Genomic DNA, 17,404 nt, shown 5'->3' with positions numbered 1-17,404 from the left:
GGGTGATCGGCCCGGCACGCGGGTGCCGGACAGGTGGCGCAGCGGAAGCGGCGCCGGTGGGCGACGCTAGAAGCGGTAGCGCACCCCCAAATAATAGCGTCGCCCGTAAGTGTTGTACTCACGGAAGCTGCCGGGCACCGGCATGTCGGAGATCCGCGGCTCGTTGGTCAGGTTGGAAGCCTCCAGCGACACCGACAGCTGCGCATTGACGCGGTAACTGGCGCGCAGGTCCAGGGTGCCGCTGTCGCGCACGTAGCGGTTCTGCGCCGGGGCGCCGACGAACTTCTGGAAATACTCGGAGCGGTACTTGTAGATGGCCTGCAGGTCGACCGCGCCGATGGCGTAATACAGCTGGCCGGAGAACACGTGCCGCGACAGGCCGAAGATATTGGCCGGCGCGACGATGCCGCCGCTCACCAGGCCGGTGGCCGGGTCGACCTGGTCGCCCAGGCGCAGATCCTGGGTCTTGTAGTTGGAATCGGCGTAGTTGTAGCTCAGCTTGACGCCCAGGCCGTCGAACGGCGCAGGCAGGTAGGAGAAGCGGTGGGTGCCGGTCAGCTCCAGCCCGGTGAGGTCGCTCTTTTGCCGGGTGGTGACGTCCTGCACCACCGGCACCACCACCGCCGTGCCGTCGATGACGAAGCGCTCGTCCACCACCGTGGGCACCGCGCCACCGGTGAACTGCTTGTAATACACCGCGGCGCTGAGCAGGGAGTCGGCATTGGGATACCACTCCAGCGACACGTCCGCATTGGACGACAGCAGCGGCTGCGTGCGCGGGTTGCCGGTGGCGGTGATGCTGCCGATTGCCTCGCCGACACTATTGAATTCGGTCCCCGGTTCCAGGATGAAGGTGCGTCCGGCAGACAGCGCCACCAGATCCGGGCGCGCCATGGCCCGGTACAGCCCGACGCGCAGCTGGGTCTGCTCGGTGAGGCCGATGTTGGCGTTGAAGCTGGGCAGGAACACGCGGTTGGACGCGCGCACCGTCTTCGCGGCGAAGCGTCCGGTTTCTACCAGCTGGATGGTGCCGTCGGGGTTGTCGATCACGTCCAGCTCGCCGCGCAATCCCACCGAGCTGACGTCGGTGCGCACCCAGCGCACGCCCAGGTTGCCATCCAACGGCAGCCCGAACAGCGTGCTGGCGAACTCGCCCATCACATACAGCGCGCGGGTCTTCTCCTCCACGTCGGAGTCGGCGGTGCCGCGCGGGTCGGCATTGCGGCCGGTGTCGTCCACGCCGGTGATGGCGGCAAACAGACAGCGGCTGTCGAAGGTGGCCCACTGCCGGATGGTGTTGCCGCTGGCGCTGGAGAGGAAATCCTCCTGCGGAAACGGTTGCCGGCAGGCCAGGTTGGCGGCGCGGATCGTGGCCGGATCGGTGACATTGCGCTCGACGCGGTCGTCCAGGTCGCGGTAGGTCGCCTCGGACAGGCGCACGCCGCCCTTGATGGAGGTGAGCAGCCCGCTTTCCGGGGTGAAGCCGCCATCGAAACGCCAGGCCCGGATGGTGTGCTCGCGGCGCAACTCGTCGCGGCGCGCACGCGCGGCGGCGCTGAAGTTGTCCGGGTTGTTCAGGTCGAACGCGGGATCGACCACGATCCCCGGCACGTCGCCGGCATAGGTATAGGTGTAGTCCACGCGTTGCCCGTTGATCCCGGGTACGCGGTTGCCGTTGATGTCGGTGGCATTGGAGCGCAGCCGCATCAGGCGGTCGATCTCGCTGCGCTCGGTGCGCGAATACGACACGTCGGTAGACAGCATCCAGGCCGCGTTCGGGCGCCATTCCACGCGTAGCCCGCCACCGCGGTATTGCTCGTCGCGCACCTTGTAGTCGGTGGAGGATTCCACCGTGCTGCTGCCGGTGTGGCCGAGCAAGGCGCCGTTGTCGCCCACCTGGCGGTTGTTGAGGTTGCGCAGGGTCTCGGAGAAGTTGAGCTCGGCGCGGTCTTCGGTCACGGTGCGCTGCGAGTCCTGGTAATCCAGGGCCACATCCAGGCCGTCGAAGGGCCGCCATTGCAGCGCGGCGAAGGCCGCGTCGCGTTGATCGTGCTCGCTGATCTGGCGGTACACCCGGCTGCCGGGCGCCAGGTAATACGGCGTCCCCGCCTGCACCTGCGCCGGGGTCACGGCGGTGCAGTTGCGGCTGGCGCCCACCACCTCGTTGGCGTTGCAGGCCGTCCAGGTGGAGCTGCTGCTCATCACCTCTTCCGGGTTGGTGCCTTCCAGCCGCTGCAGGCCGAGCGAGACCCCCAGCTTGCCGGCCCCGCGCAGATCGAACTGGTCCAGGTAGCTGACGGTGCCGCGCCAACCCACCCCATCGGCGTCGCGCAACTTGCTATCGCCATCGGCATAGGTCGCCCGCCCGTCCAGTTGTACGCGGCGCTTGCCGAATTCCAGCGGCCGCACGGTCTGCATGTTGACCGTGCCGGCGATGCCGCCTTCGACGAAGTCGGCGCGCTGGGTCTTGTAGATCGCCACGGTGTTGATGAGTTCGGAGGGAAACTGGTTGAAGTTCACCGAGCGGTCGCCGCTGCCGTTGCTGGCCTCGCGCCCGTTGAAGGTGGCCGAGCCCAGGAACGGGCCCAGGCCACGGATGGAAATCTCCGACGCGCCGCCTTTTTCGCGGTGCGTGGCCGCACCGGTGATGGTCTCGATCGCTTCGCCGATCGACAGCGCCGGCAGGTCGCCGATGTCTTCTGCCGACAGCACGTCGGCCACCACCGTCTGCTCGCGCTTGCTGTCGATGGACGACTGGATCGAGCTGCGGATGCCGGTGACCTTGACCTGGTCCAGCGTGGTGGGCGCTTGCTCCGGTGCCTGCTGGGCAGCATCGCTTTGCTGAGCCAGGGCTGCCTGCGCGCTTGCCAGTGCAACGGCAGTCAGCAGCGCCTGGGCCAGGGTGTTTCGAATAATTGGTCTACGTGATTGGACTAGTTTCAAATACCGCACAATTCCTCCTCCCAAAGGACGCTCGAGACCGAGCGTGGTGGAGACTCCACGCGGATCAATGCCAAGTCAATCATTTTTACAATTTATCCAACGAACCACCTGACTAGGCCAGTTATGTAGATTATCTTGTGCAATTGCAGCATGACATCGAGCTGATCGCGGGCTTCAATACAGACCAACTGGACTATCGTTTTGGTTGACGAACCAGTTTGCACTGTTACCCTCGGCCATCACCGACGCGCCAGCGTCCAGGAGCATCCCGATGCGATCCCCCGTCTCCCTTGCCTGCCTGTTGCTGCTGTGTGCGCCCGCCTGGGTCGGCTCGGCCCAGGCCACCTCGTACCTGGTGCACGACCAGAGCGAGTACGCGGTGGCGGCGGCCGCGCTGCGTGCCGGCGATCGCATCGTGCTGGCCGATGGGCAGTGGCGGGATTTCGCCATCGTGCTGCGCGGGCAAGGCACTGCCGAGCAGCCGATCACCCTCACCGCGCAAACGCCGGGCAAGGTGATCATCAGCGGCACCTCCGACCTGCACATGGCCGGCACCTACCTGGTGGTGTCGGACCTGGTGTTCCGCGACGGCCATAGCCCGGGCGATGCGGTGCTGTCGTACCGCATCTCCAGCAAGGAACGCGCGCGCCACAGCCGCATCACCGGCGTGGTGGTGGACGGCTTCAGCAAGCCCACCCGTAGCGACTCGGACAACTGGGTGGCGCTGTACGACAGCGACAACCGTTTCGACCACAACCAGCTGGTCGGCAAGACCAATGCCGGCCCCACCCTGGTGGTGGTGCGCGACGCCACCCAGGGCCTGGACAACCGCCATCGCATCGACCACAACTGGTTCGGGCCACGCCCCAACCTGGGCGCCAATGGCGGCGAGACGCTACGCATCGGCACCAGCAGCGATGCCGACAGCGCCTCCAACTCGGTGGTGGACAACAACTGGTTCGAAGGCTGCGACGGCGAGGTGGAGGTGGTCTCCAACAAGTCCGGCGGCAACACCTACCGTGGCAATGTGTTCAAGCAATCGCGCGGCGCGCTGGTGCTGCGGCATGGCGATGGCAACCTGGTCGAGCGCAACGTGTTCTTCGGCGACGGCAAGGCCAACACCGGCGGCATCCGCGTGATCAACCGCAAGCAGACCGTGCGCCACAACTACCTGGAAAACCTGGCCGGCGATGGCTATTCGTCGGCGCTGAGCATCATGTACGGGGTGCCCAACTCGCCCGCCAACCGCTACGTGCAGGTGGACCAGGCGCGCATCGAGCGCAACACCTTCGTGACTGTCAACCAGCTGTACTTCGGTGCCGGCATGGATGCCGAGCGCACCGCCGCGCCGATCAACAGCCGCTTTGCCGGCAACCTGATCGTGGCCGCCAGCGACCCGGTGCGCGTGCTGGGCGATCTGTCCGGGATTGCCTTCACCAGCAACCTGCAAAGCCCGCTGGCCTCCACCCGCCTGCCCGGCGGCGTCAACAGCCGCCAGGTGACGATGACCCGCGCCAGCACCGGCTTGCTGGTCGCCGACAATGCCACTGGCGTCGGCGCCGACCCGGCGCTGAGTTACATCGCGCGCGCACAGGTGGGCGTGAGCTGGTACCCCAAGCAGGCGGCGCAGGCAGTCACCGACAGCGGCCGCCGCACCCGCGTCAGGCCGGGGCAGTCCAGCCTGACCGACGCCGTGGCGCAGGCCGGCCCCGGCGATCGCCTGCAACTGGACGCAGGGCGCTACCAGGTCGATGACATCCTCGACGTTGACCGGCCGCTGACGCTGGAGGGCCCGCAACGTGGCCGCGCGCGCATCCGCTTTTCGCAGCCGGCGCTGTTCCAGATCGCGCCCGGCGGCTCGCTCAACCTGGCCCGGCTCGAGATCGATGGCCGCGCCGCACCCGCGCAGCCGGGCAATGCGGTGATCCGTACCGCACCCGGCAGCGCGGTGGCGCAGTACCAGCTCACCTTGCGCGACACGCACCTGCATCATCTGGACGCGCAACCCGGCTTCGATGTGATCGCACTCGGCAAGGGCAGCCTGGCCGACAACATCCTGCTGGACCGGCTGCTGGTCGAGGACGTCTCCGGCAGCGTGCTGTCCGCGCACGCCGAAACCGACGACCGTGGCACCTACAACGTCGAACAGGTGACGGTGCAGCAGTCGCAGTTCCACCGCGTCGCCGGGCCGGTGCTGGACCTGTATCGCGGCGGCCGCGACGAAAGCACCTTCGGCCCGGTGCTGCAGCTGAGCGACTCGCACTTCACGCAGGTCGGCCGCAACGCAGGTGCGTCGCTGCGCCTGCACGGCGTGCAGCGCATTGCGCTGCGCAATAACCGCTTCGTCGACAGCGCCGCGATCCTGGCGCAGCACACCACCGGCACACCCCACCTCATCGCCAGCGGCAACCAGTTCGTCGGCACCCCGGCCTTGCACGCCGACGCAGCGGAGCCCCTGCTATGACCCGTTCCACCCGCCTGTTGCTGTTGGTCCTGGTCGGCGCCGGCAGTGCCCTGCCCTGCAGCGCCGCCCCGTCACCCGCGGCCGAACAAGCAGCGCAGCCGCAACCGCGCGCCACCGACGCCGCGCCGGTACTGGTCACCGCCCAGCAATGGCGCGAGATGGCCAGTGCTGGCGCCAGGCTTCCGGTGTTCGCCCGCGAACAGGCACGCGCAGAAGCCAGCGTGCGCGCGGCGATGCGCGCCGGGGTGGACGTGCCGGTGCCCAGCGATCCCGGCGGCGGCGCCAGCCACGAGCAGCACAAACGCAACTACCAGGCCATCCAGGCCGCCGGCGCGCTGTACCGGCTCACCGGCGATCGCGCCTATGCCGACTATGCGCGCGACGTGCTGCTGGCCTACGCACGCCTGTATCCCACGCTGGGCGCACACCCGGCCGGGCGCGGCCAGGTGCCGGGGCGGCTGTTCTGGCAGTCCTTGAACGACTCGGTGTGGCTGGTCTACGCAAGCCAGGGCTACGACGCCATCCGCGACACGCTCAGCGCGCAGGACCGCGCCACCATCGACCGCGACGTGTTCGCACGCATGGCGCAGTTTCTGTGCGACGAAAGCGCCGACAACTTCGACAAGATCCACAACCACGCCACCTGGGCGGTGGCCGCGGTCGGCATGACCGGCTATGCGCTGCGCGATCAGGCGCTGGTGGAAAAGGCACTGCGCGGCAGCAGGCGCGATGGCAAGGCCGGCTTCCTGGCGCAGGTGGACCAGCTGTTCTCGCCGGACGGCTACTACGCCGAAGGCCCGTACTACCAACGCTATGCCCTGGCGCCGTTCGTGCTGTTTGCCAACGCGATCGAGCGCAATCAGCCGCAGCAGCACATCTTCCAGCGCCGCGACGGCGTGCTGCTCAAGGCCGTAAACAGCCTGGTGCAGAGCAGCTACGGCGGTTATTTCTTCCCGATCAACGACGCCATCCTCGACAAGGGCCTGGACACCGAAGAACTGGTGGCCGGCATCGGCATCGCCTACGCGCAGACCCACGACGCGCAGCTGCTGTCCATCGCGCAACGCCAGCGCCGCGTGCTGCTCACCCCCGAAGGCCTGGCCGTGGCCACCGCACTCGCGCAGGACCGCGCCCAGCCGTTCGCCTTCGGCAGCGTGTTGCTGCGCGATGGCGCACAGGGCGACCAGGGCGCGCTGGCGATCCTGCGCAGCGGCGGCGAAGACGGCCAGACGCTGGTGATGAAGAACACCTCGCAAGGCATGGGCCACGGGCATTTCGACAAGTTGAACTGGCTGTTCTACGACAACGGCCAGCGCGTGGTCACCGACTACGGCGCGGCGCGTTTCCTGAATGTGGAAGCCAAGGCCGGCGGCATCTATCTGCCGGAAAACACCAGCTGGGCCAAGCAGACCGTTGCGCACAACACGCTGGTGGTGAACGAGACCAGCCACTTCAACGGCGACTGGAAGGTGGGCGAGCAACACGCGCCGACGCAGCTGCTGTTCGCCAGCACTGCCGACACCCAGATCGTGTCGGCGCGCATGCAGCAGGCCTACGACGGGGTCAGCTTCACCCGCACCCAGGCGCTGCTGTCGCACCCGCAGCTGCCCCTGCCGGTGGTGGTCGACCTGCTGCGCGTCAACGCCAGCGCTCCGGCACGTTACGACCTGCCGCTGCACTTCAACGGGCAGATCATGCAGGTCGGCTTCACCGCAGAGCGCGCACTGACGCAACGCCCGGTGCTGGGCAAGGCCAATGGCTATCAGCACCTGTGGGTGGACGCCTCCAGCGACGCCAGCACCGACACGCGCAGCCTGAGCTGGCTGCTCGCCGGCCGCTTCTACAGCTACCGCTTCGGCAGCAGCGCGCCGGCGCGTGCACTGCTGGTGGAGAGCGGAGCCAACGACCCGAACTTCAACCTGCGCCGCGAACCGGCGCTGATCCAGCGCGTCGATGGGCAGGCCGATGTCAGCTTCTTCGGCGTGCTGGAACCGCATGGCGAATACAACGGCACCGCCGAATACGTGCGCGGCGCCAACAGCCGCATCCGCGCCATCGAGCGCGTGCGCGGCGACGATGCCGAGGTGATCGTGCTCACCCTGATCGGCGGCCAGCGCATCGCGCTGGCGGTGGCCGACGACGCCGATGCACAACGCAGCCACCAGGTGCGGGCCGCCGGTCAACGCTACAACTGGCGCGGCGGCTACGCGCGCTTCGATCGCACGGCAGGTGCGCAATGAGCACCGCCTCCACCCGCATGCGCCCCGCAGGCAAGCGCTCGGCGGTGCGCTGGCTGATCGTGGCGCTGATCGCGGTGGCCACGGTGATCAACTACATCGACCGCAACGCGCTGGCGGTGATGTGGCCGGCGATCTCGCGCGACATCGGCGCCACCAAGGAAGACTACGCGCTGCTGGTCACCATCTTCATGCTGTTCTATGCCGCCGGGCAGTTCGTGTTCGGGCGGCTGTTCGACATCATCGGCACCCGGCTCGGCTTTGCCTTGTCCATCGCGGTGTGGTCGATCTCCATCGCGCTGCATGCGGTCACCCACTCCATCATGGCGTTCTCGGTGGTGCGCGCGCTGCTGGGCATCAGCGAAGCCGGCGCCTGGCCGGGCGCGGTCAAGGCCAATGCGGAATGGTTTCCCGCGCGCGAGCGTGCGTTGGCGCAGGGCATCTTCAATGCCGGCGCCTCCATCGGCGCGATCGTCTCGGCACCGCTGATCGCGCTGCTGTTCCTGTCGTTCGGCTGGAAGGGCACATTCGTGCTGATCGGCGCGCTGGGCATGCTGTGGTTGCTGCCGTGGCTGGTGATCTACCGCGCCGGGCCGGACCGGCATCCCTGGGTCGACGCGGCCGAACGTGCGTTGATCCTGGATGCGCCCGACGCCGGCAGCGCGCCGCCGCCGGCCTACCTGCCCACGCTGCGCCAGCTGATGTCGCACCGGCAAAGCTGGGGGATCGTGCTGGCGCGCTTCTTCCTGGACCCGATCTGGTGGCTGTTCGTGTCGTGGCTGCCGATCTACCTGGCCGAGACCTTCCACTTCGACATCAAGCAGATCGGCGCATTCGCCTGGGTGCCGTTCGTCGGCGCGATGCTGGGCAGCCTGTGCGGCGGCTGGCTGTCCGGGCGCCTGATCGCGACCGGCTGGAGCGTGGACCGCGCGCGCAAATGGACCATCACCCTGGGCGGGGCCATCATGGCGCCGGCGCTGCTGGGCGCCGTGCAGGCCGCCGACCCGCGCATGGCGGTGCTGACGATTGCCGCCGTGCTGTTCGGCTTCCAGATCGCCATCGGCAACATCCAGACCCTGCCCGGCGATCTGTTCGCCGGTAAGTCGGTCGGCTCGCTGGCCGGCATCGGCGGCATGGCCGCGGTGGCCGGCACCTTGATCACCACCTGGCTGGTCCCGGTGATGACCGCAACCTCGTACGCACCGATGTTCATTCTGGTCGCCGCGCTGGTACCGGCCTCGCTGGCCGCGCTGTGGCTGGTCACCGGCCGCATCCACCGACTCGACGCAGCGGGCACCTGAGCGTGCCCGCTGCCTATCCCGCTTTCCCCACACCAACAGGACACACCCGCATGCACTTCCACGACAAGGTCGCCATCGTCACCGGCGGTGGCCGCGATATCGGCCGCGCCATCTCGCTCAAGCTGGCTGCGGCCGGCGCCAAGGTCTGCATCAACTACGCCAACGACGACGCCAGCGCGCGCGACACGCTGGCACAGCTGCAGGCCGCCGGCGGCCTGGGCATCCTGCACCGCGCCGACGTCACCGATGCCACCGCCGTGGCCGGCCTGCTGACCGCCACGCGCACCGCCTTCGGCCAGCACATCGACGTGCTGATCAACGTGGCCGGCGGCATGCTGGCGCGCAAGCCGCTGGCCGACATCGACGAGGCCTTCTTCCACCAGGTGATGGACCTCAATCTCAAATCGGTCTACCTGACCACCCAGGCGGTGGCGCCGCATATGCGCGAAGGCGGCGCGATCGTCAATTTCGCCTCGCTTGCCGGGCGCGATGGCGGCGGGCCGGGCGCGGCCATCTATGCCACCGCCAAGGCGGCGGTGATGACCTTCTCGCGTGCGATGGCCAAGGAACTGGGCCCGCGCGGCATCCGCGTCAACGCATTGTGCTGCGGCATGATCTCCACCCGCTTCCACGACGACTTCACCAAGCCGGAAGTGCGTGCCTTCGTCGCCAATGCCACCCCGCTGCGGCGCGAAGGCCGCCCGGAGGAAGCCGCCGATGCGGCGTTGTACCTGGCATCGGATGCGGCCAGCTTCATCAATGGCGCCAACCTGGACGTCAACGGCGGCGTGTTCTTTTCCTGATCGACAAAGGAGTCCTGCGCATGCGCTGGCGATGGATGATGACTGCGACACTGAGTGTGGTGCTGGCAGGCCCGGCCACGGCGCACCCGGCACCACGCTGGGTGCCGGCCTGGATCGCTTCGGCAACCCCGGACCGGCTCGACGGCGGTGCCGACACGCCGCTGCAATTTGCCGATGAAACGGTGCGCCAGGACATGCGCCTGGGCAGTGCGGCAGTGGCCCTGCGCGTGCGCATCAGCAACGAGCTGGGCACCGCACCGCTGACCATCGCTGCGGGCACCGCGCGCCTGCTTGGCGGCGGCGGCGCGCAACCGCTGCGCTTTGACGGGCGCGCCAGCGTGACCGTGCCACCCGGTGGCGTGCTGCTCAGCGACCCGGTGCCATTGCGTGCACCGGCATTGGGCGAGGTAGCGGTCAGCCTGTATTTCCCCACGCCGGCGCGCCCGGCGGTACGCCGCACGGCCGTGCGGGTGGTCAAGGGCCAGGCCGAGGTGCCGGACAGCAAGGCGTTGGCGTATCGCCAGAACGTCATCTCCGCCCTTTACGTGCAAGCGCCGCACCCACGCCAGACGGTGGTGGTGGCGCTGGGCGATTCGATCACCGAAGGCGCCACCGCCACGCGCGGTGCCAATGGCGATTGGCCGGCCCTGCTGGCCAGGCGGCTGGAGCAGCGTTGCCCCGGCAGCGTGGTGGTGCTCAACGCCGGCATCAGCGGCAACAAGCTGCTCGACGACGGCCGCAGCCCCAGCGCGCTGGCGCGGCTGGATCGCGACGTGCTGGCACTGCCCGGCGTGGACCAGGTGATCCTGTTCGAAGGCATCAACGACATCCGCCACAGCGGTCCGCCGGATGCGATTGCCGGCCGCAATGCCGCCGACATGGTGCTGGGGTATCGCCAGATCGTGACCCGGCTGCAGCAACACGGCATCGCCGTGATCGGCGCCACGCTGACCCCGTTCGGCAACTCCGACCGCTACGAACCGGTGGCGGCAGCCACGCGCCAGACGCTCAACGGCTTCATCCGTGACGGGCAGGCATTCGATGCGGTGATCGACTTCGACGCCGCGCTGCGCGACCCGGCCAGGCCGGAGTGGCTACCCGCCGCGCTGACCCGCGACTTCCTGCATCCCAACGATGCCGGTTACCAGCGCATGGCCGAGTCGGTGGACCTGTCGTTGTTCTGCAAGGCCCGCTGAGCCGCCGGTCGCCACGCCGTGGCGCGCATGCGCCAGGCGGGCTGCCGCGGTGGTGCGGCGGCACCGCCGGCATGCACGCCGGCCTGCCGGCGCGCTAGCGCTTTTTCAGGATGCTGATCTCCCCGGAGGTCTCCAGGATCGCCATGTCGATATCGGCATCGTCGCGGCAATCGGCCTTGCGTTTTGCCACTTCGAAATCGGCGTAGCTGACGTTGTGGCGGACCAGTTCCCTCCAGTAGATCTCACCGCCACGCGCCAGCAGCGCCGGGGTGCCCTGCACCCAGGTATCGATCCGCCGGCTGCGCGCGGTGGCCATGCCCACCAGCCAGTTCAACACCAGCAAGGTGGCCGCCAGGATCATGCCGCCCAGCAGCGAGACGTCCTTGCCGATCAACGAGTTCTGCACCGCGGTTCCCAGCAGCACGATGAGCAGCACGTCGAACGGCGTGGATTGGCCCAGCGCGCGCTTGCCGGTCATGCGCGTCAGCAGCAGGACCACGGTATAGACCGCTACCGCACGCAGCACGAACTCCCACCACGGCATGTCCAGGTGCATCATTTCGTAAAAGCGCACGCGTGTTTCCACGTCCAGCATCGTGTGTCCTGACCGCCGTTGATCGATGGCGCACGCTAGTGCGGAAACGGTGAAGGCGCCGTGCTGTCGCCATCGTTGCCGAGACCGCCCGCCCGGCACCCATCGTGCAGCGCATCACGGCTTTTCGCTGGCGATCCGTTAGCGTCTGGCCTGGACAGACCGGGATGGCGGGCATGCGAAAAGGGATCACGCGTCGCGGGTTGCTGCTGGGCACCGCTTCGGCAGCAGTGTTGGCACAGGTACCGGTGGGAGTTGCGCTGCCGCGCCGTGCGGCCGCGGCGCCGGCCTTTATCGATGCGTTGATCGCGCGCATGAGCGTGGAGGAAAAAGCCGGCCAGCTGACGCTGTCCGGTTCGGCGCAGCAGACCGATGCGGCCGCAGCGGCCAACCCGATCAATACCGGGCCCACGGCCGAGGGCCAGCTTGCCGCCGCGCGTGCCGGGCGGGTGGGCGGCATCTTCAATGGCTCCAATGTGCTGTGGCATCAGCAACTGCAACAGGCCGCGCTGCAGAGCCGCCTGCAGATTCCGCTGCTGTTTGCCGCCGATGTGATTCACGGGTTCACCACGGTGTTTCCGGTGCCGCTGGCCGAGGCCGACAGCTTCGAGCCGGCGCTGGCGCAACGCACCGCGCGTGCGGCCGCACTGGAGGCCAGTGCGGTCGGCATCGACTGGACCTTCGCGCCGATGGTGGATATCGCGCGCGATGCGCGCTGGGGGCGCGGCGTGGAAGGCAGCGGCGAAGACGTGCTGCTCGGCCGGCGTTTTGCGCAGGCCCGCGTGCGTGGCTTCCAGGGCGAGGGCCTGGATCATGCCGATGCACTTGCGGCCTGCCCCAAGCATTTCGCGGCCTACGGCGCCGCCGAGGCGGGGCTGGACTACAACACCGTCGACATCTCCGAGCGCAGCCTGCGCGAGGTCTATTTCCCACCGTTCCAGGCTGCCTTCGATGCCGGCGCAGTGACCACGATGGTGGCCTTCAACGAGATCGCCGGCATCCCTGCCACCGCCAATCGCTGGTTGCTGGGCGAGGTATTGCGCGGCGAGTGGGACTACCGTGGCCTGGTGGTGTCCGACTACACCGGCGACCTGGAACTGATCGGGCACGGGTTTGCCAGCGATGCGCGCGAGGCGACCAGGCTGGCGTTCCTGGCCGGTGTGGACATCAGCATGCAGAGCGGGCTGTACCTGCAGCATCTGCCGGCGCTGGTGGCCGCCGGCGAGGTGACGATGGCGCAGCTGGATGCCTCGGTGCGGCGCGTGCTGCAGTTCAAGGCCGAGCTTGGATTGTTCGACAATCCGTTTCTGCGCATCGTGCCGGCACGCGCGCAGGCGCGGCAGCGGCGCCCGGACAGCCTGGCTCTGGCGCGCGAGGTGGCGCGCAAATCCATCGTGCTGCTCAAGAACGATGGCGAGCTGCTGCCACTGAAGACGCAGGGGCAACGCATCGCGCTGATCGGGCCGATGGCACGCAACTGGACCGACAGCGCCGGCCCGTGGACGCTGTTCGGCGGCGACGACAGCGGCAACGACCTGGCCACCGCAGTGCGCGCGCGGCTGGGCAACCCCAGCAGCCTGCAGGTGGTGGAAGGCTGCGACTTCGAACACGGCCTGCCCGGCGGCGTGCAGGCGGCCGTCACCGCAGCGGCGTCCGCGGATGTGGCGGTGCTGGCGATCGGCGAGCCGATGCGCTACTCCGGCGAAGCGCAATCGCGCAGCGAGATCGTCATCCCCGCCGTGCAGCAAGCGCTGCTGGCTGCAGTGGCAGCCACCGGCACGCCGGTGGTGGTGGTGCTCAGCAACGGCCGTGCGCTGGTGATCGATGGCCCGGTGCTCAAGGCGCCGGCGATCCTGGTTGGCTGGTTCCTGGGCTCGGCATCGGGCGCCGCGCTGGCGGACATCCTGTTTGGCGCGCACGGTCCGTCCGGGCGCCTGCCGGTGAGTTTTCCGCACACCGCCGGGCAGGTGCCCTATAGCTATGCGCACAAGCCCAGCGGCCGTGCCGACCCGCGCCCGGATGCCTTGCAACCATTCAAGACCCGCTACCGCACCGCGCCCAATGCCGCGTTGTTTCCGTTCGGACACGGCCTGACCTATGGCCGCATCGAATACGGCGAGCTGCGCTTGAGCGATGCACGCATGGCGGCGACCGGCAGCCTGCGCATCAGCGCGCGCATCCACAACCGCGGCACGCGCGATGCCGAGGAAGTGGCGCAGCTCTACATCCGCGACCGAAGCGCCAGCATCACCCGCCCGGTGCGCGAGCTGAAGGACTTCCGCAAGCTGGCGGTGCCGGCGGGCGGCAGCGCGGTGGTGGAGTTCGTGCTGCGCCGTGAGGACCTGCTGTTTATCGGCCAGGCATTGAAGCCGACGGTAGAGCCTGGCGTATTCGATCTCTGGGTGGCGCCATCTGCAGAGGCCGAGGGCGTGTCTGCAAGTTTTGAATTGATGGGATGAGCGCCAGCGGCAATCGGAATGGCCAGCTCAGGGGATGGATACGGGCGTGTCTCGCTAACGCAGAGGGCCCAGGTTGGCTAGGGACAGCCACATTGCGCTGAGGCTCACGCTCTCGGTCGTTTTGAGAGGGGACTGGGTCTTGAGAGATTGGACGGTGCGTCTGCCTCGGTTTACAGCGGACGATCTGCGGGTTTGCTGCAGGGTCCTTGCCCACCCACCATCGCGGGACACGCCGCAAGTACGTCCCTGTAGGCTCTTACGCGGCATCCATGCCGCGTAAGGTCCCGCGACGGTGGGCGGGCAAGGACCCGTCGAGTTGGTCGGTGTGCATGGTTAGGGGCAGTGATGCCGTGCCGTGCCCTGCAATGCGATGCGATGCGATGGAGACGCAGTGCGGTCTGATTAGCGTTCTTCGACGCTAGCAACTCGCTGCCATGCCGACATCGATTCACTCGTCATCGAAGGCGCGTCTGGCCAACATGCTGACGCCATCGCTACACCTTCAAAAGGGTTGTCAGCCACGCTTAGTTCCCGCGCAACACCTCTGCAAGGAACGGCGCAGTGCGGCTGCCACGCTGCCGCGCAACCGCCTCCGGCGCACCAGCCACCACGACAGCGCCACCCGCACCGCCCGCGCCCGGCCCCATGTCCAGCACCCAGTCGCTGCTGGCGGCCACGCGCATGTCGTGTTCGACCACGATCACCGTGTTGCCGGCTTCCACCAGGCCTTGCAGCTGACGCATCAAGGTATCCACGTCGGCCGGATGCAGGCCGGTGGTGGGCTCGTCCAGCACGTACACGGTGTCGCGTCGCTGCGCGCGTTGCAGCTCGGTCGCCAGCTTGATGCGTTGCGCCTCGCCACCGGACAGTTCGGTGGCCGGCTGGCCGAGCCGCAGATAGCCCAGCCCCACTTCGCGCAACACCTGCAGCGGGCGCAACACGCTGGCATCGTCGGCAAAGAAGCTGGCGGCCTGGTCCACCGTCATCTCCAGCACCTGCGCAATGTTGTGGCCACGCAGCGCGATCTCCAGGGTCTTGGCGTTGTAGCGCGCGCCGTGGCAGGTGGGGCATGGCGCGTACACGCTGGGCATGAACAGCAATTCCACGTGCACCGAGCCCTCGCCCTCGCAGGTGGCGCAGCGCCCCTTGGCGACATTGAACGAAAACTGCCCCGGGTCGTAACGGCGGCGGCGCGCGGCCGGTGTGGCGGCAAACAACTTGCGCACCGGATCGAACAGGCCGGTGTAGGTAGCCAAGTTCGAACGTGGCGTGCGGCCGATCGGTTTCTGGTCCACACGCACCAGACGCCGCACCTGGTCGAGCCCGCCGACGATCGCGCCACCCAGCGGCACCTGCGTGCCGCGCTCCAGCGGATCCAGCGCTTCGTCTTCCTCTGCCTGGGTTTGTCCAAGATGCGCGGCCAGCAATTCCACCAATGCCTGACTCACCAGCGACGACTTGCCCGAGCCGGACACACCGGTCACGGTGGTGAACACACCCAGCGGCAGGTCCACATCCAGGTCGCGCACATTGTTGCGGGTGATGCCGCGCAGCTGCAGCCAACCGGTGGCTGCACGCGCATGGCTGTGCACCTGCGGCGGGGTGCCGAACAGGTAGCGGCGCGTGGACGAGGCTTCCACCTGCTCCAGTCCCGCGGGCGGGCCGCTGTACAGCACCTGCCCGCCGTGCACGCCAGCAGCCGGGCCGACGTCGACGATCCAGTCGGCGTGGCGGATCACATCCACCTCGTGTTCGACCACGAATACCGAATTGCCGGCGGCCTTGAGCTGATCCAGCGCGCCCAGCAAGGCCTGCGCATCGGCCGGGTGCAGGCCCGCCGATGGCTCGTCCATCACATACACCACGCCGAACAACTGCGAGCGGATCTGCGTGGCCAACCGCAGCCGTTGCAGCTCGCCCGGCGACAGCGTCGGCGTGCTGCGCTCCAGGCTGAGATAACCCAGGCCCAGCGCCTGCACCACCTCGATCCGCGCGCGCAGGTCGGCGGCGATGCGTTGCGCGGCAATCGCCTGCTCGGGATGCGTGTCGGCCTGCTTGCGCCTGTCGTTGCGCTTGCCACCGGCACCTTCCGCAGCCGGGCGCAGCAGGTCGGCCACCTCATCCAGCGGCCGCCGCGACAGCTCGCCGATATCCAGGCCGGCGAAGGTCACCGACAGCGCCTCGCGCCGCAGCCGCTTGCCGTCGCACTGCGGGCACTGCGTGCTGATCAGGTACTGCGCCACGCGCTTTTTCATCTGCGCGCTCTGCGTGGTGGCAAAGGTGTGCAGCACATAGCGCCGCGCACTGGTAAAGGTGCCCATGTAGCTGGGCTCCTCCTTGCGGCGCAGCGCGCGCCTGGCTTCGTCCAGGCTGTAGCCGGCGTACACCGGCACCACCGGTTGCTCGTCGGTGTAGAGGATCCAGTCGCGGGTCTTCTTCGGCAGCTTGTGCCACGGCAGGTCGACGTCGTGGCCCAGCGTGGTGAGGATGTCGCGCTGGTTCTGGCCATGCCAGGCACCGGGCCAGGCGGCAACCGCGCGATCGCGGATGCTCAGCGTGGGATCCAGCACCATAGTCGCCTCGGTCGCATCGTAGATACGCCCCAGGCCATGGCAGGTAGGGCAGGCGCCGGCCGGTGTATTGGGCGAAAAGCCGTCGGCATAGATGATGTCCTGCCCCGGCGGGTAGCTGCCCGCACGCGAATACAGCATGCGCAGGGAGTTGGAGATGGTAGTGACGCTGCCCACCGACGAGCGCGCACTTGGCGCGCCGCGCGCCTGCTGCAAGGCCACCGCCGGCGGCAGGCCTTCGATGGAATCCACTTCCGGCACGCCGACCTGGTCGATCAGGCGCCGCGCATACGGCGAGATCGAATCCAGGTAACGCCGCTGCGCTTCGGCAAACACGGTACCGAACGCCAGCGACGACTTGCCCGAGCCGGACACCCCGGTGAACACCACCAGCGCATCGCGCGGGATGTCCACGTCCACGTTCTTGAGGTTGTGCTCGCGCGCACCGCGCACGCGCACCAGGCCGGAGGAAGACGACGCTGCGCTGGACATGAGTGACACACCGACATTCGACAATGCGCCAGCCTACCGCGTGCCGCATACAGCCGGTGTCAGTGTTGACGGCGAGTCCTGCGGTGCTTCAATCAAGCAACTCGCTGATCGTCCTGGATGCATCGGTCGAAGGCGCGGTGCCTTCACCGCTCGCGGGCTATGCCGTAAACCCGTTCGTGGGGGCTAGATGGCGGCATCCATGCCACCACACGGTCCCGCAAGCGGCGAGGACACCGCACAAGACAGTTGCCGGCTGCTTTGTTGAAAACCATGCGCGCCGGCCAACTCAACTGGTCCTTGTCCGCCCACCGTCGCGGGACCTTACGCGGCATGGATGCCGCGTAAGC

The 17,404-nt window shown here is 68.0% G+C and carries 9 protein-coding genes; 6 read left to right on the top strand and 3 right to left on the bottom strand.

The genetic code is table 11. The features are described 5' to 3' along the window. Window positions 1-66 precede the first annotated feature (66 nt). Window positions 67-2,943: a TonB-dependent receptor gene (locus XARJCFBP2528_RS00220; protein WP_080959803.1), complete on the bottom strand. Its 2,877-nt coding sequence runs from the start codon at window positions 2,941-2,943 to the stop codon at window positions 67-69. Window positions 2,944-3,214: 271 nt separating this feature from the next. Here XARJCFBP2528_RS00220 and XARJCFBP2528_RS00215 point away from each other — a divergent pair, with 271 nt between their 5' ends. Genes XARJCFBP2528_RS00215 through XARJCFBP2528_RS00195 form a run of 5 tightly spaced genes read left to right on the top strand, consistent with a single transcriptional unit; the run spans window position 3,215 to window position 10,944 of the window. Then, window positions 3,215-5,407 (top strand): polysaccharide lyase 6 family protein, encoded by a 2,193-nt coding sequence (locus tag XARJCFBP2528_RS00215; protein ID WP_047124157.1) that lies wholly within the window; start codon window positions 3,215-3,217, stop codon window positions 5,405-5,407. Then, window positions 5,404-7,647, top strand: coding sequence for an oligoalginate lyase (locus XARJCFBP2528_RS00210; protein ID WP_047124156.1), 2,244 nt, complete (start codon window positions 5,404-5,406; stop codon window positions 7,645-7,647). Before XARJCFBP2528_RS00215 ends, XARJCFBP2528_RS00210 begins: the two co-directional genes overlap by 4 nt. Next, window positions 7,644-8,945 carry an MFS transporter gene (locus XARJCFBP2528_RS00205; RefSeq protein WP_016904662.1) on the top strand — a complete coding sequence of 434 codons (1,302 nt, stop codon included), beginning with the start codon at window positions 7,644-7,646 and terminating at the stop codon, window positions 8,943-8,945. The genes XARJCFBP2528_RS00210 and XARJCFBP2528_RS00205 overlap by 4 nt, the downstream gene beginning before the upstream one ends. A gap of 50 nt (window positions 8,946-8,995) precedes the next feature. Further along, window positions 8,996-9,748, top strand: coding sequence for an SDR family NAD(P)-dependent oxidoreductase (locus tag XARJCFBP2528_RS00200; RefSeq protein ID WP_047124155.1), 753 nt, complete (start codon window positions 8,996-8,998; stop codon window positions 9,746-9,748). A gap of 35 nt (window positions 9,749-9,783) precedes the next feature. Further along, complete coding sequence (locus XARJCFBP2528_RS00195; protein WP_080959802.1) at window positions 9,784-10,944, top strand: SGNH/GDSL hydrolase family protein; 1,161 nt, start codon at window positions 9,784-9,786, stop codon at window positions 10,942-10,944. A gap of 94 nt (window positions 10,945-11,038) precedes the next feature. Here XARJCFBP2528_RS00195 and XARJCFBP2528_RS00190 read toward each other — a convergent pair whose 3' ends face one another. After that, window positions 11,039-11,539, bottom strand: coding sequence for a DUF421 domain-containing protein (locus XARJCFBP2528_RS00190; RefSeq protein ID WP_047124153.1), 501 nt, complete (start codon window positions 11,537-11,539; stop codon window positions 11,039-11,041). Window positions 11,540-11,712: 173 nt separating this feature from the next. Between XARJCFBP2528_RS00190 and XARJCFBP2528_RS00185 the strand changes: the two genes are divergently transcribed. Then, on the top strand, window positions 11,713-13,995 hold the full coding sequence (locus tag XARJCFBP2528_RS00185; protein ID WP_047124434.1) for a glycoside hydrolase family 3 N-terminal domain-containing protein: 2,283 nt from the start codon (window positions 11,713-11,715) through the stop codon (window positions 13,993-13,995). Window positions 13,996-14,519: 524 nt separating this feature from the next. Here XARJCFBP2528_RS00185 and XARJCFBP2528_RS00180 read toward each other — a convergent pair. Beyond that, window positions 14,520-17,057 (bottom strand): excinuclease ABC subunit UvrA, encoded by a 2,538-nt coding sequence (locus XARJCFBP2528_RS00180; RefSeq protein ID WP_016904209.1) that lies wholly within the window; start codon window positions 17,055-17,057, stop codon window positions 14,520-14,522. Window positions 17,058-17,404: the final 347 nt, after the last annotated feature.

It is taken from the genome of Xanthomonas arboricola pv. juglandis, assembly GCF_001013475.1.
GTDB lineage: Bacteria > Pseudomonadota > Gammaproteobacteria > Xanthomonadales > Xanthomonadaceae > Xanthomonas > Xanthomonas arboricola.
Note: the sequence above shows the minus strand (reverse complement) of the source record. Positions and strands in the feature narration are given on the sequence as shown.